29 protein-coding genes, 2 tRNA genes and 1 pseudogene are annotated in these 16,374 nt (G+C 39.9%); all 32 read right to left on the bottom strand.

Annotated features, from left to right (window positions below; genetic code table 11):
• The 32 genes and pseudogenes from BM114_RS11245 to BM114_RS11115 all read right to left on the bottom strand — a co-directional run bounded on the left by BM114_RS11245 (position 1) and on the right by BM114_RS11115 (position 16,374).
• On the bottom strand, positions 1-867 hold the full coding sequence (locus tag BM114_RS11245) for an ATP-grasp domain-containing protein (RefSeq protein WP_092113484.1): 867 nt from the start codon (positions 865-867) through the stop codon (positions 1-3).
• The gene (locus tag BM114_RS11240) at positions 845-1,564 is read right to left on the bottom strand and encodes a ParB/RepB/Spo0J family partition protein (RefSeq protein ID WP_092113483.1); all 720 of its coding nucleotides are present in this window, start codon (positions 1,562-1,564) and stop codon (positions 845-847) included. The genes BM114_RS11245 and BM114_RS11240 overlap by 23 nt, the downstream gene beginning before the upstream one ends.
• Positions 1,554-3,629 (bottom strand): GNAT-like putative antirestriction protein, encoded by a 2,076-nt coding sequence (locus BM114_RS11235; RefSeq protein ID WP_092113481.1) that lies wholly within the window; start codon positions 3,627-3,629, stop codon positions 1,554-1,556. Before BM114_RS11235 ends, BM114_RS11240 begins: the two co-directional genes overlap by 11 nt.
• Positions 3,614-4,699: an NAD/NADP-dependent octopine/nopaline dehydrogenase family protein gene (locus BM114_RS11230; RefSeq protein WP_092113480.1), complete on the bottom strand. Its 1,086-nt coding sequence runs from the start codon at positions 4,697-4,699 to the stop codon at positions 3,614-3,616. The genes BM114_RS11235 and BM114_RS11230 overlap by 16 nt, the downstream gene beginning before the upstream one ends.
• Positions 4,700-4,727: 28 nt before the next feature.
• Positions 4,728-4,801: transfer RNA gene (locus tag BM114_RS11225), tRNA-Gly, on the bottom strand.
• A 9-nt stretch (positions 4,802-4,810) separates the two neighbouring features.
• Positions 4,811-4,882: transfer RNA gene (locus BM114_RS11220), tRNA-Gly, on the bottom strand.
• A 57-nt stretch (positions 4,883-4,939) separates the two neighbouring features.
• Positions 4,940-5,347, bottom strand: coding sequence for a DUF488 domain-containing protein (locus BM114_RS11215; RefSeq protein ID WP_092113478.1), 408 nt, complete (start codon positions 5,345-5,347; stop codon positions 4,940-4,942).
• A gap of 90 nt (positions 5,348-5,437) precedes the next feature.
• Positions 5,438-5,584: a hypothetical protein gene (locus tag BM114_RS14440; protein WP_177207105.1), complete on the bottom strand. Its 147-nt coding sequence runs from the start codon at positions 5,582-5,584 to the stop codon at positions 5,438-5,440.
• A complete protein-coding gene (locus BM114_RS11210) occupies positions 5,581-5,961 on the bottom strand; it encodes a hypothetical protein (RefSeq protein WP_092113477.1) in 381 nt (126 codons plus the stop codon). The genes BM114_RS14440 and BM114_RS11210 overlap by 4 nt, the downstream gene beginning before the upstream one ends.
• A gap of 182 nt (positions 5,962-6,143) precedes the next feature.
• On the bottom strand, positions 6,144-6,389 hold the full coding sequence (locus tag BM114_RS14170; protein WP_143089320.1) for a hypothetical protein: 246 nt from the start codon (positions 6,387-6,389) through the stop codon (positions 6,144-6,146).
• A complete protein-coding gene (locus tag BM114_RS11205; protein ID WP_092113475.1) occupies positions 6,382-6,633 on the bottom strand; it encodes a hypothetical protein in 252 nt (83 codons plus the stop codon). Before BM114_RS11205 ends, BM114_RS14170 begins: the two co-directional genes overlap by 8 nt.
• A 2-nt stretch (positions 6,634-6,635) precedes the next feature.
• Positions 6,636-6,800, bottom strand: a complete 165-nt coding sequence (locus tag BM114_RS14435; protein WP_177207104.1) for a hypothetical protein — start codon at positions 6,798-6,800, stop codon at positions 6,636-6,638.
• A gap of 397 nt (positions 6,801-7,197) precedes the next feature.
• Positions 7,198-8,364, bottom strand: coding sequence for a PcfJ domain-containing protein (locus BM114_RS11200; RefSeq protein ID WP_092113474.1), 1,167 nt, complete (start codon positions 8,362-8,364; stop codon positions 7,198-7,200).
• A complete protein-coding gene (locus tag BM114_RS11195) occupies positions 8,361-8,774 on the bottom strand; it encodes a PcfK-like family protein (RefSeq protein WP_092113473.1) in 414 nt (137 codons plus the stop codon). The genes BM114_RS11200 and BM114_RS11195 overlap by 4 nt, the downstream gene beginning before the upstream one ends.
• A gap of 4 nt (positions 8,775-8,778) precedes the next feature.
• The gene (locus BM114_RS11190; protein ID WP_092113471.1) at positions 8,779-9,135 is read right to left on the bottom strand and encodes a hypothetical protein; all 357 of its coding nucleotides are present in this window, start codon (positions 9,133-9,135) and stop codon (positions 8,779-8,781) included.
• On the bottom strand, positions 9,132-9,296 hold the full coding sequence (locus tag BM114_RS11185) for a DpnD/PcfM family protein (RefSeq protein WP_177207103.1): 165 nt from the start codon (positions 9,294-9,296) through the stop codon (positions 9,132-9,134). Before BM114_RS11185 ends, BM114_RS11190 begins: the two co-directional genes overlap by 4 nt.
• Positions 9,297-9,656: 360 nt before the next feature.
• A complete protein-coding gene (locus BM114_RS11180) occupies positions 9,657-10,298 on the bottom strand; it encodes a DUF3560 domain-containing protein (protein WP_092113466.1) in 642 nt (213 codons plus the stop codon).
• A 17-nt stretch (positions 10,299-10,315) separates the two neighbouring features.
• Positions 10,316-10,669 (bottom strand): annotated as a pseudogene (locus BM114_RS11175) (DNA mismatch repair protein MutS); the annotation flags it as partial.
• 142 nt (positions 10,670-10,811) lie between these two features.
• Entirely contained in the window at positions 10,812-11,165 is a 354-nt protein-coding gene (locus BM114_RS11170; RefSeq protein WP_092113465.1) for a DUF2958 domain-containing protein, read from the bottom strand.
• Between the two features lie 12 nt (positions 11,166-11,177).
• A complete protein-coding gene (locus BM114_RS11165) occupies positions 11,178-11,408 on the bottom strand; it encodes a hypothetical protein (RefSeq protein WP_092113463.1) in 231 nt (76 codons plus the stop codon).
• A 106-nt stretch (positions 11,409-11,514) separates the two neighbouring features.
• Positions 11,515-11,763, bottom strand: a complete 249-nt coding sequence (locus BM114_RS11160; RefSeq protein ID WP_092113524.1) for a hypothetical protein — start codon at positions 11,761-11,763, stop codon at positions 11,515-11,517.
• Positions 11,735-11,911: a hypothetical protein gene (locus BM114_RS14430; RefSeq protein WP_177207102.1), complete on the bottom strand. Its 177-nt coding sequence runs from the start codon at positions 11,909-11,911 to the stop codon at positions 11,735-11,737. The genes BM114_RS11160 and BM114_RS14430 overlap by 29 nt, the downstream gene beginning before the upstream one ends.
• Positions 11,895-12,176, bottom strand: coding sequence for a hypothetical protein (locus tag BM114_RS11155; RefSeq protein WP_092113462.1), 282 nt, complete (start codon positions 12,174-12,176; stop codon positions 11,895-11,897). The genes BM114_RS14430 and BM114_RS11155 overlap by 17 nt, the downstream gene beginning before the upstream one ends.
• Before the next feature lie 4 nt (positions 12,177-12,180).
• The gene (locus BM114_RS11150; protein ID WP_218151488.1) at positions 12,181-12,702 is read right to left on the bottom strand and encodes a hypothetical protein; all 522 of its coding nucleotides are present in this window, start codon (positions 12,700-12,702) and stop codon (positions 12,181-12,183) included.
• A gap of 13 nt (positions 12,703-12,715) precedes the next feature.
• Positions 12,716-12,973 (bottom strand): hypothetical protein, encoded by a 258-nt coding sequence (locus tag BM114_RS11145; RefSeq protein ID WP_092113460.1) that lies wholly within the window; start codon positions 12,971-12,973, stop codon positions 12,716-12,718.
• Between the two features lie 4 nt (positions 12,974-12,977).
• A complete protein-coding gene (locus BM114_RS14165) occupies positions 12,978-13,301 on the bottom strand; it encodes a hypothetical protein (protein WP_143089319.1) in 324 nt (107 codons plus the stop codon).
• A 12-nt stretch (positions 13,302-13,313) separates the two neighbouring features.
• Positions 13,314-13,580: a hypothetical protein gene (locus BM114_RS11135; RefSeq protein WP_092113457.1), complete on the bottom strand. Its 267-nt coding sequence runs from the start codon at positions 13,578-13,580 to the stop codon at positions 13,314-13,316.
• Positions 13,581-13,903: 323 nt separating this feature from the next.
• Entirely contained in the window at positions 13,904-14,194 is a 291-nt protein-coding gene (locus BM114_RS11130; RefSeq protein ID WP_092113455.1) for a hypothetical protein, read from the bottom strand.
• Positions 14,195-14,197: 3 nt separating this feature from the next.
• The gene (locus BM114_RS11125; RefSeq protein ID WP_092113453.1) at positions 14,198-14,587 is read right to left on the bottom strand and encodes a hypothetical protein; all 390 of its coding nucleotides are present in this window, start codon (positions 14,585-14,587) and stop codon (positions 14,198-14,200) included.
• 128 nt (positions 14,588-14,715) lie between these two features.
• Complete coding sequence (locus BM114_RS11120) at positions 14,716-14,901, bottom strand: hypothetical protein (RefSeq protein ID WP_177207101.1); 186 nt, start codon at positions 14,899-14,901, stop codon at positions 14,716-14,718.
• Positions 14,885-15,007, bottom strand: a complete 123-nt coding sequence (locus BM114_RS14660) for a hypothetical protein (RefSeq protein ID WP_255406497.1) — start codon at positions 15,005-15,007, stop codon at positions 14,885-14,887. Before BM114_RS14660 ends, BM114_RS11120 begins: the two co-directional genes overlap by 17 nt.
• Positions 15,007-16,374: a replicative DNA helicase gene (locus BM114_RS11115; RefSeq protein WP_092113450.1), complete on the bottom strand. Its 1,368-nt coding sequence runs from the start codon at positions 16,372-16,374 to the stop codon at positions 15,007-15,009. Before BM114_RS11115 ends, BM114_RS14660 begins: the two co-directional genes overlap by 1 nt.

Raw genomic sequence — 16,374 nt, 5'->3', positions numbered from 1 at the left:
TTATAATTTTGTTGCTGATTCAATAACCATATTCAAAGTATCTGTATATGAATAATTTTCTGACAATAACATACATCTTGCCAAATCGCCAGTAGGACCAAGTCCGGGAATCAAATTCACATCTATAACATAGTAATTTCCATTATTATCCCGTCTGAAATCAATCCGTGCATGATGTTTAACACCAAGAGCCTCAAAAACCCTTTTGGAAATAGAATTTATTTCATTACGATCACCATCTTGTAATGGTAGTCCACATTCTGCAAATTCTGCTTTTCCTTTATATGTCTGTATTCCGAAAGTTTCATTGCAGTCCACCTCGATAGGGAAGCATCGTAGTTCACCACCTATGTTGAAGCATGCAACCGTGTATTCTTTACCTTCAATGAATTTTTCTACAATGGCTTTGCAACTACAACTATTATTGACGGCCTCAACTTGCATCCTTACCTCGTCCTTTGACTTGCAGATGCTTTTAACAGTTACTCCCTTACTATCGCTACCAAATCGTGGCTTTACGAAGTACACCTTACCATCTTCCACAAAATTAATGGACTGATGCGCTGGAACATGAATACCTTTACTCAGAAGAAACCTGCTAACCTGCAATTTGTCATTGGCAAGATAATAAGTATCGAAATCCTCTGCCGTTGTCATAACACCTTTCTTTCGTATAGTATCGATGAGGGACTTACTTGCTGTTCTAAGCAGCACAACATCATCTTCTGAAACGAAATCAAGTTTATCCGTTTCATCAACTACTGCGAGTTTGATATTATCTCGTCCTAATGCTTCTTGATAGAATTTGAACACATTTCCTGTGCCAAAATTCTCCATTTCTTTTTTACTTACTACCGACCAAATCATCTTCCTTACGAATTTCTGTTAAACGCTCCTTTGCCAACTCCAACAGCTTAGCAAACGTGATACTTGGGGACTTTATATCGTATTGCTTGCCTATCTCTGTTTGCAATTTCAAAAGCAACTTTTCATTCTCCTTTTCGCTTGCAAGGATAAGAGCATCACTCTTACTTGCCTGCTCACGAATATCTCCAAACAGCTCATCTAAATTTTCAAAAGAATCGGGATAGAGGATAACCGTAAAGACAAAATTTTCTTTCAAAGCGAAAACACTAATTCCGTCTGTACTTACAGGAGAAATCTCGTCTATGTTCACATGGGCAAATTGCTTGAAGTCCACTGACTGAATTTTCTCAAACATCTTCTTCAAAATGCTTGTGTTGTCGTATCCGTGCAATGAGTTGTGAGAAAGCTGAGTCGCAATAGCCTCATCTTGCATAAGTTCTTCTTCTGTAACATAAACTATACCAAGGTGCTTAAAGCCAACCTTTTTGCATGCCCTAAGCCTATGATGGCCGCTGACCATAACATATCTTCCGTCAGCCTTCTTATAACAACATGGCACGCTACTTAACCCTGCCTTCCCAATGTTATCACACAACTGGGCGAAGTCTTCACCATTCATTTCGTTGGCATTTAGTTCTGCCTCGTCGATTAGGTTTATGTCAACCTTATCATACTTCCATCTATCTTCAATTTCCATTTTTCAAAAGTTTTTGGTACTTGTCTATTACTTCTTTATTGCTGGCAAATTTCCCAAGCACACCCTCGTAAGCAAGATAGGAGGAAGTGCAATGGTCTTTTACTTTCGTATATACACCCCTGTATTTCATGCTCACAGGCTTGTGGGTATAAGCACAAGAGATTACTTTCTCTACCAATTTGTGCATCCTGCGACTTAATTCTTTCTGAACCGTCGAGGTCTGTATGCAGAACAAAATCAACTTACTTAACCTCGGAACTGCATTGTTTGTGCAGAAGTCAGTCAGTTGGAACAGGTCATACCCTTTATGCTGTGGAAGCGTAAAACCGAACCCACCAAGTGTAAATTTGTCGTACATAACCACAAAAGCGTAAGTACATCTACTTACCATATCAACCTTATTGATGTATTTCTTCTGTAAGCAATATAAGTAATCCGGACTAACCCTAACCACATTCAGACTTTTAGCATTACTTATTTCCAAATCGTCTGGGGGTACTACCTCATTTACCTCTATATGGCTTCCTTTGTACGAAGTGCTGACTTCGCTCACATTGCTTGGCTTATTGCAATATAAAAATCTTCCTGCAGACCATCTATCACCGCCCGAAGTATTAAACATTGCCAACTTGTGCATATTGTTCAAAAATGGGCTGTTGCTGATAAAATAGAAGTATGTGTCATTTGGCAAACTTTCTACTAAGTTATAATACTCATTCCTGTCAACAGAGAAGTCCACATCCAAATCACTATTTTCTTGAATGAGTTTGAATGTTCTTTTCTGCTTCTTATCCTTGCCATAATTGAAGAATATCACCTTTTTGCAATTAACGGCATCTTGCAAAGTACCTACATGATATTCGCAAGTAGCAAGCATTTTAAGCAACCTCTCATTGGCTTTCTCCGTCTTTTCGATAGATTCCTTAGCCTTGATTTTCAATGCTTCAAAAATAGCGTCATTTCTTGCGCTCTTACTCATAAAGAACTTTTGCAGGCTTGCTGCATATAGAGCCAGTGCAAGCTGCCTTGAAACAGTCTTGTCGTTATAGTCTTCCAACCATGCCAATTTATTCTTATAGGTCAGCGTGACTTTACCGTTAGCTATCAGATACAATAAATGACAATATGGGTCTTGGCTGTATATAGAAATATTCAGCTTCTCATAAAAGAACAGTTCATAGTAATACATAAAGCCATTGACTATACATATCTCCTTATGACCATTCTTTTTTACCGCTTCATACAAGGCTGATGCTTGCTTTGAGTTGTAAGATAACGATTTCGACTGAAATGTCTCTATATTGCTATATGGGTTGCCTTGATAAATAAGGGGTACGACCTCTCTTGGAACATTATATTTTAGCTTTGTAACAACCTTAAATTCTTCGTATGATGAAATGTTTTTGAAGTCCTCTAATTCGTTATTTACTGCATAGTAGAATATCCTATATGCAGAATACACACAGTTCATCGCAGAATAGAAGTCATCGGTGCCGTGGAAAGTCCTAAACTCAATCGTCTTAGTCTTAAAAAAAGCGGAAATATTCACTGCATGGCGGATAAAACCTTTCTTCGACTGATTGGTAAACAACTCTCGCATATCATCGAAAGTCTGAGCATTTAGCACTCCTTGATAATACTTCTCTGTTGGTGGCGGCATCAAAATAGGCACCATTTCGTCCCATTTCGATATTTGAGCATATTTCTTAAAATATGGATAGCAAACGCAGAAAAATAGGAATACTTTTTTCAGTTGCTCTACGGACAAATCACCTGCATATATATGTATATGAGTATATACCGTCCATTTGATTTTGCCACCAGCATCAACCATTGAACCATAAAGCGATTTGAGGTCATGCAAATCTTTCATGCACAACCTCAAAGGAGGTGTATTTATTTCACCTCCAAATTTCTTGTTAGACGATCCATCTGTATTTACAATTTCCTCGTCTTTACTCCACGAATATCCTTCCGGCAGAAAAACCTTTGACCTATCAAGATTGCACATTTCAATCTCAACGCCAAAGGTTCTTGTCTTTATGTCGTTTAATGCTTCTCCCATCTTTGATACTTCAAGTGTTGAATATACTGATAAGCACCAAGTTTCTCCAAAGTGCGCCCTTTGCTCCTAAAATCCTCTCCCAATGCCGCACTTGCAAGGCTAATGAGAGCAGAAGTAACTGGAGATATAATGTCTAATCTTAGTGCAATATCCTCCAAAAGCACAAGCCCCTGCGACACATCTTCCGTAATGTAGCGTGAGTGGATAGAGGTCGGACTTATTGCTCTATCCGATGATTCAGAATACTTGTAGAAACTCTCCAATGGATCTTTTCCAAGAAAACCTCCTGCATCGTAAATGTTTATCTTCCTACCTCCGAGAGCATCTAAGACATACATCTTCTCCTTATCCAACTGCTCCATGATGTTCAATGTAGCCTTATTCTTGCGTGAGTAGGCTTCACGATACATACAGAAGTTCCCATCGCTGAACTCAATGCGAGGAATACTCATTATTGCTCCAACCGTGTGAAGAACCATATTCGGATTGAGCAAAGCTGATTCTATCACAGAGTAATCAGCCGAAAATCCCTTGTAAAGGGATTGTAGGTTCTCCATACACTCGTCCTTTCTGTTATCGTGGAATACAGATAAAGGGCTTCGTGTAAGCCGGCAACCTACTCTGAAAACCACCTCGTTAGGTTTGTCGTTAAGTTCAACACGCCCCTCCAAATATGGGCCAGTAGCTTCCGCAATCATTGGAAGTTCCAAACAATACTTCGAGAAGTAGAACGAGGACATATAACTGCATATTACAAGCACTACTTGCTTGCTATTCAAGTATTGGCTAATTCTCTTAATCAAATCTTCGTGATATGTGCTTTGTATGGTGATAATGACAACCTCTGCATCGGTTATCTTGCCAAGGTCTTTAGAAACGCTATTAACTTTTGCTTCCGTGTAGATGGTATTTTCTTTCAGATAAACACGGTTGTTATTTCTTAAAAGCCTATCAAATGCTTCCGACTTTCTTTCAGACGTCTTAATTAAATCAACATCATGGCCGTTGATTGATAAGTCAGTGGCGATTGCCACCCCTACGTTACCTATTCCTATTACTGCTACTTTCATAAGCTATGTATCACTTCATACACATTTGAGCGGAGAGAAGGACTTGCACCTACGACCTCAAACTTGGAAAGTCTGCGCTCTGACTACCTGAGCTATCTCCGCATTATTTTGAGCGCAAGGATGGAATCGAACCACCGTCTTTATCTTGGGAAGATAACGCTCTAACCATTGAGCTACTTGCGCAAATATCGTCTGTCCGATTGTCAAGCGTCTATCCGCTTTGCCGAGGTTATTTATGAGCTAAAAAAGAGTTCCTTGAACATACTCCGGCTCTTTCTTTTCTACATAGCCGTATTCTGTTATTTCAATGCCTGTCTTTTCTTTTATCCACTCTGCCAATATATGACGGTGGCAGAAATCACCGGGCTTTTCATAGCAGCAGAGAGCAACATCTTGGCCTCCACTTGCCTGTTCAACCACTTTCAAGAACTGGCGCATATCTTGTTTATCGAGGACTTCCGACTTGTAGCGTCTTGTATATTCCTCCTGTGTTTGGTCTTTCGCAAAGAGAATACTCTTTGTCGGAGACACCTGCTTTAGCGAAATGCCATAAAACCATCTTGGGGGATATAAGGCTATTCCGATTACCTTGATACCCGCCTGTTGCAATTTCTTGCTATTACCGAAGTATGATGTGTAAATTTTCATATTCTTGTAATTATTTGTAAAGTTACTAATTTTATTTGATAATCAAATATATTTTGCTTAAAAAGTTTTGTTATTAACTATAATTTAACTTTATTCATCTGTGTCTTTCAAAACCTTAAAGGCGTCGTTTACGTCTTCTGCTGTTCTTTTCATCCGAAACAGATTATCTTTGTACATTTCTCCAATCGCAGCACAGAACATCTGTACTTTCAATTCAAGTTCTTTGTCTTTATTCATAATCCCAGTGCTTTTTTAAGTTTTCCCTTATAGTATTTGTTAGCCGCTTGTTTAGCTTCATCTATATTTAAGAAATATATAGGGTTTCCTGTTGGGAATTCGAGTGTATATTTCTCTTTAACATTTTCATTTACGTCTATATAATAATTGAAAATGTCTGTTTCGGCGATGTAACCACCTACACACTCTTCCCACTCCAAATCTGGGATATTATCTATCATACTCTGCATGCCTTCAACGAAGGCATCTTGTGCTATTTTATCACACATCTGCTGTAAGCGATAGTTTGCCATTTCACTTGTACCGTACTGGGCGTGGATTTCCTCACACCGTCTTTTCACATTGAAGGTCTCTGTTGGTTTGTTTACTCTGTTCATTATATTTTTCTTCTTTATAAATTACAAAACAATCACTCTTGCGATATTCTCTTGTTGCAACGACCACTGTACCGCAAGATGTATGGAACCTGGTATCATAACAGTACAGGGTGTTGTTATTTGATATTCTGCCCATTTTGATAACCTCTAACAAACAAGTTATGGCTATCTCGTGAGGTATGTCATTTCTTATGTCTATTGTCATAATCTTTTATTTTTTCTTCAAATAATTCAAATGCATCTTTTTCAAGACTTTCACGCAATTCCCGCTGTTCTTTTACAACAAGACAAACAACTTTCCTTATCCATTTTGTATTGCGTCTGTATCTTGGAACACAACCTTTGAATGAACATGCTTCATCATTGTTGTAAACAAGAGTTATGTTTTTGCAAGCCTTTTTTATCTTGCGAGGTATTAACTTACTCATAATTTAATTCTATTTCGTTATTTTCTAAGACCTTTCTGTAAAACTCATTCTCATCTTCAAACTCCTTTATCTTTGCTTTCAGACGCTGAACTTCCTTATTATATTCTTGCCGTTCAAAAGCAGCAAAGGTTTGTGTCTCACGGTGACAAATACAGTCCTGAATGTCGCCACTGATAGCGACTGCATCGCAACCGGGAATAAGCACCTTGCCAACACCTTTGATATTCTCGTAGTGGCAACGCATAGTTAATTGTTGGATAACATAACTATACCATTTGAAACTTTAACCTTGAAAATTTCAATATGATATTTTTCAACACCAGTCCAATCCGTATCTTCCATAAGAACTTCTATATCCCCATACTTTTCGTATGCTTCTTGAAGGTGTTTTTGCAATTCAAATATTGTCATACTTACTTCCTTTTAATTTCATTATTCACCCAAACAACATCATCCTCGTAGAAAGAACAAGCAGGATTGGTAACCTTAATTTTCAATAACCCGTTGAAAGTCCTGTTACTTTTCCTCTTACTACAATATTGTATTACACTATTACCACACTCCCACCTTTGACGATATAAGCAAGTTCTGCAAAACTTTGTTGAATTAGGCTTTACTTGTGGTGGCACATTAAATAAATCACTCATAGTTATTTTCTTTTAGATTTGTTCTTAAGTTTTCTGTTTCTCTTGTTTGCGTATGGCGTTGAGCCACTCCTATTCTTTCCTTTTCTAACTGAAATAAACTCCAAACCTCCTGTTTCAGGGCGATTATGAAAAGGGTAAGCAAATTCCGTTGGTGTCATTGATTATACTACTTTGTTAAATTTTCTAATTACACTCATATTCTCATTTACCAAGTTCACTATCTCATCGTGATACTTGGAGTTTTGATTACATACCCCACGAGATTGTACCAGTTGGTAGCGTTTCAAATCCACCTCGATGGTTTCAGCACGCTCACCATTAACCTTTGCAGTTAAAAGTAGGCTATCCAATCGCTTGTAATATTCGGCAGCAAACACGCAGTGGTGCATCGCTTCACCCTCTTGCATAACAGCTTTGACCGTTGGTAAGACTTTGATAATAACTTTACCGTCTGATAGCACCATGCCCATAAAGCACTTGCGAGCAACCTCATACTTCTTGGCTACTTTTTTATCTTCGAGCAACTTCTTTCGCTCAGCTATCTTTCTCTGCTTTTCCTCATGCTTGTGGTATAGTTCCAATGCTTCATCGTGGGTCTTTTGCAAGTCAATAGGACAAACAAACTTTGGATTTCGTATATCTTTATGCGCTCGTTTAAGTAAGGCTATCATATCAAGCCACATTCTACCGTCAGTAATCTTGTAACCGTGACGAAGTGCAACTTTAACTGCAGCCATCTTCTCGGTATCGTTGTAGCCGACGTTCCAATCATAGGCCAAAGCGTGGAGTAGGGAATATTGCTTACATTTCCAAAGCGTTTCAAACATATTGTTCTTTAATAATCCCTCTATCACATCACGTGGCTGTATATTATGGAAACTTCTTTTTAAGCCATTGCGCTTCAAGATGAGGAGAGTAGATGTAACCTTTGATGCAGATATAGGCAACATCAGAGTATAGTCCCTATACGAAGTATGGACTTGCTTTAATGACAGGTCGCTATCAACAATCCAACTATCTATTCTGCCACTCATGCAAAATCTATTCATCGCTTCAACTTCCATGTGTCCCTCAGCATTGAACCACAAGCGCATTGGCTCTATCACCTCATAGACCTGTCTTTGCTTACGTATCTGGAAGAAACGGCATACTTGCCAACCCTTGACACGAGAAGATAGGACAAAGTATCGGTACATAATCTTTGCATAGGTACGCTCCTTTGCTGTGTAGGAATGAGTAATACCCCATTCCTTTTGCTTGCTTGTGATAGGAGGAAGTACGCTACTTAAAGCGACTACTTCCCTTTGTATCTTATTTCTTGGCTTCATAGGTCAAAAAGTGATGGCTCTGCTACTTTTGCTTCAACCTTTTTCTTAGGCTTCAAACTCTCACGTTGCTTGGAAAGTTGTTCTTTGTAAAAATCATTACGAGCCTTATCTTTTAGCTCTTTCTTTTCTTCCTCGGTGAGTTCTACCGTATGATTTACAACCACTTTGCAGTTAATCTTCGTGCCAGCATCTAAATTGTCCTCGTCATAGTAGTGAACTGCCATGCCGAAAATTTCATCATCCTCAAAGCCGTTACAACCACTCCTTTGGACTTCATTCAGAATGTAGGTAACACACTCGTCTATGCTCTTGTTGGGCTTGGCATAGGACTTTGCAAATAACTCATCTGTTTTGGCACGCACTTCTAAATAGTCTTGGATAGTGCGCTTGAAATTATCTGTTGCTTTCATACTATTACTCTCTATATGTGTCGTATATTTCAATGCTAAAATCGTATTCTGAATAGATGCTGCTCTTAATAATAATATCACCATATTTGTCAAACAAGCGGAGAATATCATCAAGACTTTCTATTTCGATTTCCCATACATCTTCTTCTCTTTCGCAATCTCTAACTATACATCCTCTTTCTTCCCGATGATTTGTGCCTGAAGATATAAACTCATCATACCAAAACTTCGTCTTAGCCTCTTCCATAGAAGACACATTTATTCTGTCCTGATAATGCAATGTTCTATTTACAAGTACAGCTTCGTCAATTGGTTTTTCTTCACAACCCCAATTGCTTGTTCGTTCTACGGTTACTTTCATACAACTTCGATTGAATAGTCCCAAAAATCATTTGAACCCAAAACGATTTCCTCGTTATCGTACATATTAAACGCTTTTATTTTAGCGTCTGTTTCATTAGACGCTTTGACCTTAACCTTTTTCTGTAAGGTCTCGGTAATGATTGCTTCAAACTCTTTCATTGCTCTTTTATTGATGTTCATGCGCTTAGGGTGTTCGCCCTCCCTTTATAAGATGTGCTTTCCTTTATCACCCAATGTTACACTCTCTGCGGTTGCTTGCACTCCCCTGTAACGTCATAGTGGCTAACGGCTTTGATTACTGGTGTGCTCCAGTGCCGAATCACCTCATCGGTCATTGGTAGAACATTCTGGCAGTTCTAATCTCCCTGCTCGCTTCAAGTTCCTGTTTTTGTCTGTATCTTACGTTTCGAGAGTGCAACTTCAAGGGTAGGTGGAAATGCGGATAACTCTCTCTTTGCGCTTGTGGATGCCCTGTACCTTGAAACAGGTGTGTACCGCCAACGGATTCATCCTAAATCTTTAGCCCCACAACTTGACTGCAATATCGTAATTTTTCTGGGCTTCATTGACCGCTTTCTTTGCATAAGTCAGAGAGTAGGAATGACTGCGTTCAATCTTTCCCTCTTTCATTGCTTGATGGTAGGCTGTAGCCTTTTCCAGTCGGGCACGGTAATACTCGATGCTCTCTGGCATTGACAGGTTGATGTCCTCGGAATGTCGCTCCCACGCCTCTGCCTTGTCACGGTAGGCTTCTGCCTTATCCATTTCAGCGACCATCTTTCCTGTGTTGTTCCATGCGTCTTCAATCATCTTTCGATGTCTGCGCTCTGAATGATGCCCTACTTTGATAGGCTCTCCCAGAGAGAGAAAATCAGCGTGTTTCTCTGACTTCTGGAAAAACTCTTTGCTGCGCCTATCTGCATTGATGGCTGCTTGCTCGTACTTTTCGGCTTTCCGTTTCGCACGTTCCTGGCAGTTGAAACCATCAGCTCTGGTGATGGAGTAGTAGAAGAAACCGCCACACTCCATTACCAGATTATGCACGATGTGCTCATTCTCCTTACTGTACTTTGTAGTTACTAAAATCGTTTCGCCTTTCTCATGCCTCTCTTCGCATTTTGCCACGAAGACATTAGGACAATACTTTGAATACGTGTTCATTGCTCTTTGTTTTTATTTGGTGTTACTAATTCGGTTATACCTCTCTTGACTAACTTCTTTGTCAGTCTGAGGTCTTCCAGTTGGTCACATATAGCGATTCTCTTACCTGCACGAATCAACTTTGGCAGATAGGTGTCTAACGCATGATGTGGGAACCCTGCCATTGCTCCATCGTAGGTTTCATGGTTGTGGGGAAAAACATTAGTACGCCATGTCAGCGTAATTTCCAGAATACTTGCACACTCTTTGGCATCCATATTGTAGGATTCGTAAAAGTCACCGCAACGGAAAAGCAATACTGCGTCTGGATGCTTGCTCTTAATATCGTGCCATTGCTTCATAATAGGTGACAATTCTTGACTGTTTCCCATCTTCATTCCTCCACAAATTTGTTACATGTTTCACATCGGCTCATAGACTGGCCGTTGCGCTCACTCTCTTCATTGGTACATTCATAGTAGTGGTAGCCCATACACTTCCAGAACTTGCAATTTTCACAACACTCTTTCATGCTCATGCCTCCTCATACATTCTGGTTAGAAACTTCTGGACGAACTCATTATCAAGGTCTGCCAGTTTTGTAGGTTTGAAAGCAATGTCACGCTCAACAGGAAGCCGGAAGCGTGTTGCTCTTAATTCTTGAAGTGCTATCAGTGAGAAATACCCATACTCACACTCTCCATCTCCATTAACAGTGATTCCATAGGCGATGTTTTCATCCAAATTGGCCTCCATGACAAACCACATCCATGTGCCTAACGGCAAGAAGAACTTTGCTACTGCAACGGCTTCTTTTTTCTTACCATCCTGTGAGTAGAGAGGATAGTTTTTCAGCCGATTCACGATTTCTTTTGTCAGTAATTTCATTGCTCTTTGATTTTATACGATTGTTAAACTTTCCATTTCCTGTGCATCAAAGGTGTACCCATATTTGAGCATCGTCTTGACTGCGGCTCTCTTTGCGGATTTCTCACTCTTGTAGAACTTCCCGATTGAAAACCAATACTCGCCATCCTGTGTGGCGAAAACCATTATCTGGTCGGCTCTTCCACCGTTTGGGAAGAAAGTCACAGCTTTGCTGTTGGAGTTGTTACATTTGATTGATTTCATTGCTCTTATTCTTTATTATTGTACTACAAAGATAGCGTATTTTTCTGAAATATCAAAACGCAAAAACCTTTATTTTCAACCGACCAACTCTTTTTAACTCTTGGATTTACAGGTATTTTGAACGCAAGATAACCAATGCTTTCTCCAGTTCCAAATCAGTATCAATGCCGATGCTCTGATAGAAATGTGCATGACCGCTGACTACCTCACTCGCAATCTGGATGGTTCTGCGCTCACCCTGTGTTAAACCCAGGCGAAAGGTGCGAAAGATAGCCAGTGCCTTTTTAGTCTGACCATCTTTCAGCAACTCCACGGCTCTCTTTGTTTTAGTTTCTGATGATGTGACCTGTAACATAGATTTCATGTTCAACATTGTTATCATCATACTTTACCTCTGACTGCTCCCAGAGTGACTGCGCCTTTTCAAACGCCTCATCCTTATTGGACGCTTCCACAACTATTTCTGCGGTGTGGGTCTCTAAAATCTTACACTTGAACTTCATAGATATTATACTCTTTATCGGTGTGAACAAACTTATACGGCTCTCCATTGAATTGAAGCACTTTTGCCCCATGTTCCAGAGCCTCATCAACAGTCGCAAACGGATAGTCACAACCATCAACATGACAATTATACTCTTCATCAAACCACTTGCCCGGACAGTCAATCTGGAAAGCGATTCTTTCTACTTCCTTACGGCCAGACTTATACTTGGTAGTAATCCAGATGTGATTATCTACGACAGGATGAACAATATACGTCTTCATACTCCTAAAATGATGGGTCAATATAATGTCTGCGAAATCCTACGGTCAGAGTAACGCTGCCAAACTTCTTTGGTTGGCCCTCTTCAACCCATCTGCCATTCTTACGTAAAGTAAACGTATGCTTGCCCATATACTCTGCAATAGTATCGAGGACTTCATAATTACCTGCGTAGTAGTCAATACACTTCGTTTCGTTTTCCTGCACAACTATCTTTCTGGGTGTCACTACCTCGACAATGGTCATGGCTCTGCGGTCACTCCAGAGGTTCATGGTGGCTCCCAGACCCACTTTCAACTCTGGGTTGGATTCAGCAAACACTTCTGCTGCAACTTCCGGCCAATCATCTCTCATCCATGATGGCAGCCACTCATTCAGAAAGTAGCCAAAATCATAACCATTCAACTTGCAGACATCGGCTTGGTGGCGCAAATCTGCTAACTGGGTCTCTGTCATTTCGATGGTGTAGGCTTTGCCTTTCCACATCTTTGTTTTGGTCTTTACAACCGTTTCTTTTGTCGTTTCCATTGCTCTTTTGTTTTTAATGTGCTAATAATTCATATCCGATTAACTCATTCACTTCTTTTGCTGTGTGAGCCTCATACCCTCTTTTGATGATGGGTGTCTGGCTCGAATATACGAGACTTCCGTAATATGGAAGATACTCTGGCTTATAGTTCACGCTCCGAATCTCATACACCTTGTACTTCGTCACGATGTATCGTTTCTGGGATTCCAGACAGTCATTCAACTTTTCCTCATCCAGAGAAACATGGCCTATTTGAACAGTCATTCTCATGCTCTCAAAAGATTAACTTTCGTGCGATTGAACAATTTGCATACGCTTTCACCAGTCTTTGCTCTTCTTTTTTGAAAGCCTTGTTGTGAGTAGCGTTGCCATCACTCGTAATCAGTATCTGGTGGGCGACCTCATGGCAGAGAGCATAGGCAGCACCTATACAGATTCTCGACAAATCTATCTGGATGGAATAGACTTTCTTTCCAGAGTAGGAACAGCAAGCACCGCCTTTGCCTACACGCTTGAAATACAGACTTGCTTTCTTGATGCCCTCAGACTTGCAGATGAAGTCGTACAGTTCCTTGACCAATATCATATCGTGCTCCATGACTTTTCCGTTTTAGAGTGAATCAATATATAAGTTCTTAACCTCTCCACTTGCAATCATTGAAGAAACTTTCTCATTGATTGCGTCCAGTCCGATGATGTCCTGGCAGTCATGCTGCTCGACCTTGATAAGATGGAACTCTCTGTCTGATGTCAGCAACTCGATTACATATTCACCGTTGATGGTCTCAACGACTATCTGCTGCTTCCAAGGGTCGTACTGGTAAGCCATCTTATTGTACTTCTTTTGAAGTGACTTCATTTCTTTTGTCTGTTTCATTGCTCTTAATCTTTATTTAACCTAAAATCCTTGAATATCTTGCGCTTGCCATTAGAAAGCGCCTTTTCCAACGCTTTGGGGTAAACCGAAGAAGTAAACCGAGATAGACACAACCTCCGATTATCAAAGGCAAACTATTACTAATCAAACAAACTACAAATGGAGATAATAACAAACTCCCAATAGTAAAAATTCCGACTCTTTTCATTGCTCTTTTCTTTTAATTGTTATTGTTTTATTTTTATAATGTAAAGGTAGTCATTTTTTGCGAGATTACCAAATATAACTTACTGAAAATCAATGAGTTAAAGATTATTTAACTTTTAATAGTTAGCATTTTTTATTTCATCAAACAGCCCATCTTCTTTACACCTTCGCAGTGCTTCCAAGAAGTAGTAGGGTGAGTTCTTTATTGCAGGAACTCCACTTGTACCCTTACGCCACATTTCAGTCTGCCAATCCTCCATCGACATTGTAGTAGATACTCCATGTTTCTGTAGCACTTTGTTAATCTCTGCGCAATGCTCATATGCTTCGTTCACTTGAAACACATTGCGCACACAGATAAGGATATAACCGCCATAGTTAAGTAGGATTTTCTCAAAAATATTCATAGGTTAAACTTCCTCAACTTCTAATTCAACCTGTTCCCAACCATCGCAAGCAGACAGCAACCTTTGCAGCTCTCTACCTTTGCTGGTGTTAAGTGATGTATTCTTAATATCCTCCTCTACATAGGTTTTCAACTTCGCAATAAGTTCCAATGCTGTGTATTCCTGATTAGAATACTCTTTAGCCCAATCAGTATCAGAAGTATCAGCAGAAACACACTTTCCAAAATCATCATCCCAATCTTCCTCTGCTACATAGTCAGTAGTAGAGAGAGTAACTTTCCTTGCGATTGTTTCTGTTACCTCACAATCACGCTCGATTTCCGGGTTATCTACTTCGTTCCAAGGTGCTGAAGAATTATCTGCACCTAATGGATAATCATAGTCATTATACATTTTCAAAATCTCCTTTCTTTCTTAACGATTTCATTGCTCTTATATGTTTTATATTACGATGTAAAATTAATAAAAAAATTCGATATTACAAAATGTAACGCATTGAAAATCAACAAATCATACATTTTTCATGCTCTATGGATGATACTTTTACGCTTCTGCTCCATTCTATATGCCTCTTGCTCTCGGTCAATCTTATGTCCCCAATTCAATGCTGCATACAAGGCAGACCTATACCATCCCTTTTCTTCCTCGGTTGTCAGATACTGATTATCTTCAACTAAACGGCTGATAAATTCAATTTCTTTCATCATCTTCATTTCTTTTACGATTATACCATTGCGCAATAGCACTATTCTCATACTCCTTGTTGGCGGCTATTTCTAAAATCACCTCTCCAATCGACTTAACCTCACTCATTAGAATGGCATATTATCCTCTACCTGCGGTTTATTATCCAACTCATAGAACTGCGTAAATCTACCATCAAATCCAACAAGCGCATTACCTGTACCAACCCCACGCCCTTTAGCAAGTATCAGTTTTGCCGTTCCGTGTGTATCTTGGTCGCTGAAATCACCCTCGTATCTGATACTGCTGTTCGGATAGGCTTCTGGGCGGTCAATCAAAACGATATTATCTGCACTCTCCTCTATTTGTCCAGACCCACGCAACTGGTTAATAGTGGGGTGGTCTTTACCTCTTGCAAGTTGAGAAAGCAGAATAACGGCTATTCCGCATTCCTTTGCTATGTTTTTTGCAGAGCGAGCCATATACGCCAGACTTGCTTCTACGCTGTTACCAACCTGTGCATAAATCTGCAAGTAGTCTATCACGGCCAACTTTATGCCTTTTGTTCTCACAAGCGTTCTGATAGACTTTATCGTGTTATCAAACGACACAGTGGCTCGTTCATCTATGTATATGGGCAAACCTTGCGTTTCTCCGATAGCCCTGTCAAACTGCTGTAATTGGAACTCTTCAAGTTTACAGTTCACTATCACGCTTGATGAAATACCAGCCTTACCGCTGATTGCTCGTGCAGCAAGTTCCGACTTTCCCATTTCAAGAGAGTAGTAGGCAACAGGATTACCCTTTTCAGCCGTGTGCATAGCGATATTCATAGCCAAACTACTTTTACCGCAGCCTGTAAAAGCCGCAACTATTGTCAGCGTTGTCGGTCTGAGCAGAAAGTGCTCGTCAAACAATCTAAAGCCAGTTTCAAGGCTCTTGCGCTTACCCTTGGCATTGTCATTAACAATCTCTTTCAGTTCATCCACAGAATCGTCAAATGAATAAATGCCACTATCCGCCATATCGCTCTGTATCTCTCCGAGGGTGTTCATCGTATCATTTACGACCTCATCGAAATCTTCCATCGGGTCGAGAACCTTTTGTGAAGCCAGATGAAGTTCTACCCACAGTTTCCTTTGCTTCCACATCTTGCGTAATCGCTGAATATCCTGTTCCAGCGTGTCAATGCTAAAGAACTTGACTATATTCAAGAAACAGATCTTGTCAACTGGATATGGTAATTCATGTGTCTTAGCGTAATTACATAATGCCTTTATGTCCGCAATCTTATTCTCCGTAATCACTCCGGATATGCACTGGTACATGGACTGATTTTTTTCTTGATAGAACATTTCAGCAGTAAGCATGTCGCTATACTCACTGAATTTTTCATTGTACCGCATCAAAGTAGCCAGCACCGCAACCTCCGTATTGTCATCATGCGGTTGCAACTGCCCCTCTCCGATAATCCTCACTTTTTCTTTCTCTTTCAT

The organism is Prevotella sp. KH2C16, assembly GCF_900113305.1.
In the GTDB taxonomy this organism is placed as follows: domain Bacteria; phylum Bacteroidota; class Bacteroidia; order Bacteroidales; family Bacteroidaceae; genus Prevotella.
The sequence above is the reverse complement of the archived record's forward strand: the minus strand, read 5'-3'. Positions and strand labels throughout refer to the sequence as shown.

What these genes read in the sequence shown, in the direction of transcription:
- BM114_RS11245 (WP_092113484.1), bottom strand. Translation starts at nt 867, where the DNA reads ATGATTTGGTCGGTAGTAAGTAAAAAAGAAATGGAGAATTTTGGCACA.
- BM114_RS11240 (WP_092113483.1), bottom strand. Translation starts at nt 1,564, where the DNA reads ATGGAAATTGAAGATAGATGGAAGTATGATAAGGTTGACATAAACCTA.
- BM114_RS11235 (WP_092113481.1), bottom strand. Translation starts at nt 3,629, where the DNA reads ATGGGAGAAGCATTAAACGACATAAAGACAAGAACCTTTGGCGTTGAG.
- BM114_RS11230 (WP_092113480.1), bottom strand. Translation starts at nt 4,699, where the DNA reads ATGAAAGTAGCAGTAATAGGAATAGGTAACGTAGGGGTGGCAATCGCC.
- BM114_RS11215 (WP_092113478.1), bottom strand. Translation starts at nt 5,347, where the DNA reads ATGAAAATTTACACATCATACTTCGGTAATAGCAAGAAATTGCAACAG.
- BM114_RS14440 (WP_177207105.1), bottom strand. Translation starts at nt 5,584, where the DNA reads ATGAATAAAGACAAAGAACTTGAATTGAAAGTACAGATGTTCTGTGCT.
- BM114_RS11210 (WP_092113477.1), bottom strand. Translation starts at nt 5,961, where the DNA reads ATGAACAGAGTAAACAAACCAACAGAGACCTTCAATGTGAAAAGACGG.
- BM114_RS14170 (WP_143089320.1), bottom strand. Translation starts at nt 6,389, where the DNA reads ATGAGTAAGTTAATACCTCGCAAGATAAAAAAGGCTTGCAAAAACATA.
- BM114_RS11205 (WP_092113475.1), bottom strand. Translation starts at nt 6,633, where the DNA reads ATGCGTTGCCACTACGAGAATATCAAAGGTGTTGGCAAGGTGCTTATT.
- BM114_RS14435 (WP_177207104.1), bottom strand. Translation starts at nt 6,800, where the DNA reads ATGACAATATTTGAATTGCAAAAACACCTTCAAGAAGCATACGAAAAG.
- BM114_RS11200 (WP_092113474.1), bottom strand. Translation starts at nt 8,364, where the DNA reads ATGAAGCCAAGAAATAAGATACAAAGGGAAGTAGTCGCTTTAAGTAGC.
- BM114_RS11195 (WP_092113473.1), bottom strand. Translation starts at nt 8,774, where the DNA reads ATGAAAGCAACAGATAATTTCAAGCGCACTATCCAAGACTATTTAGAA.
- BM114_RS11190 (WP_092113471.1), bottom strand. Translation starts at nt 9,135, where the DNA reads ATGAAAGTAACCGTAGAACGAACAAGCAATTGGGGTTGTGAAGAAAAA.
- BM114_RS11185 (WP_177207103.1), bottom strand. Translation starts at nt 9,296, where the DNA reads ATGAAAGAGTTTGAAGCAATCATTACCGAGACCTTACAGAAAAAGGTT.
- BM114_RS11180 (WP_092113466.1), bottom strand. Translation starts at nt 10,298, where the DNA reads ATGAACACGTATTCAAAGTATTGTCCTAATGTCTTCGTGGCAAAATGC.
- BM114_RS11170 (WP_092113465.1), bottom strand. Translation starts at nt 11,165, where the DNA reads ATGAAATTACTGACAAAAGAAATCGTGAATCGGCTGAAAAACTATCCT.
- BM114_RS11165 (WP_092113463.1), bottom strand. Translation starts at nt 11,408, where the DNA reads ATGAAATCAATCAAATGTAACAACTCCAACAGCAAAGCTGTGACTTTC.
- BM114_RS11160 (WP_092113524.1), bottom strand. Translation starts at nt 11,763, where the DNA reads ATGTTACAGGTCACATCATCAGAAACTAAAACAAAGAGAGCCGTGGAG.
- BM114_RS14430 (WP_177207102.1), bottom strand. Translation starts at nt 11,911, where the DNA reads ATGAAGTTCAAGTGTAAGATTTTAGAGACCCACACCGCAGAAATAGTT.
- BM114_RS11155 (WP_092113462.1), bottom strand. Translation starts at nt 12,176, where the DNA reads ATGAAGACGTATATTGTTCATCCTGTCGTAGATAATCACATCTGGATT.
- BM114_RS11150 (WP_218151488.1), bottom strand. Translation starts at nt 12,702, where the DNA reads ATGGAAACGACAAAAGAAACGGTTGTAAAGACCAAAACAAAGATGTGG.
- BM114_RS11145 (WP_092113460.1), bottom strand. Translation starts at nt 12,973, where the DNA reads ATGAGAATGACTGTTCAAATAGGCCATGTTTCTCTGGATGAGGAAAAG.
- BM114_RS14165 (WP_143089319.1), bottom strand. Translation starts at nt 13,301, where the DNA reads ATGGAGCACGATATGATATTGGTCAAGGAACTGTACGACTTCATCTGC.
- BM114_RS11135 (WP_092113457.1), bottom strand. Translation starts at nt 13,580, where the DNA reads ATGAAACAGACAAAAGAAATGAAGTCACTTCAAAAGAAGTACAATAAG.
- BM114_RS11130 (WP_092113455.1), bottom strand. Translation starts at nt 14,194, where the DNA reads ATGAATATTTTTGAGAAAATCCTACTTAACTATGGCGGTTATATCCTT.
- BM114_RS11125 (WP_092113453.1), bottom strand. Translation starts at nt 14,587, where the DNA reads ATGTATAATGACTATGATTATCCATTAGGTGCAGATAATTCTTCAGCA.
- BM114_RS11120 (WP_177207101.1), bottom strand. Translation starts at nt 14,901, where the DNA reads ATGATGAAAGAAATTGAATTTATCAGCCGTTTAGTTGAAGATAATCAG.
- BM114_RS14660 (WP_255406497.1), bottom strand. Translation starts at nt 15,007, where the DNA reads ATGAGTGAGGTTAAGTCGATTGGAGAGGTGATTTTAGAAATAGCCGCC.
- BM114_RS11115 (WP_092113450.1), bottom strand. Translation starts at nt 16,374, where the DNA reads ATGAAAGAGAAAGAAAAAGTGAGGATTATCGGAGAGGGGCAGTTGCAA.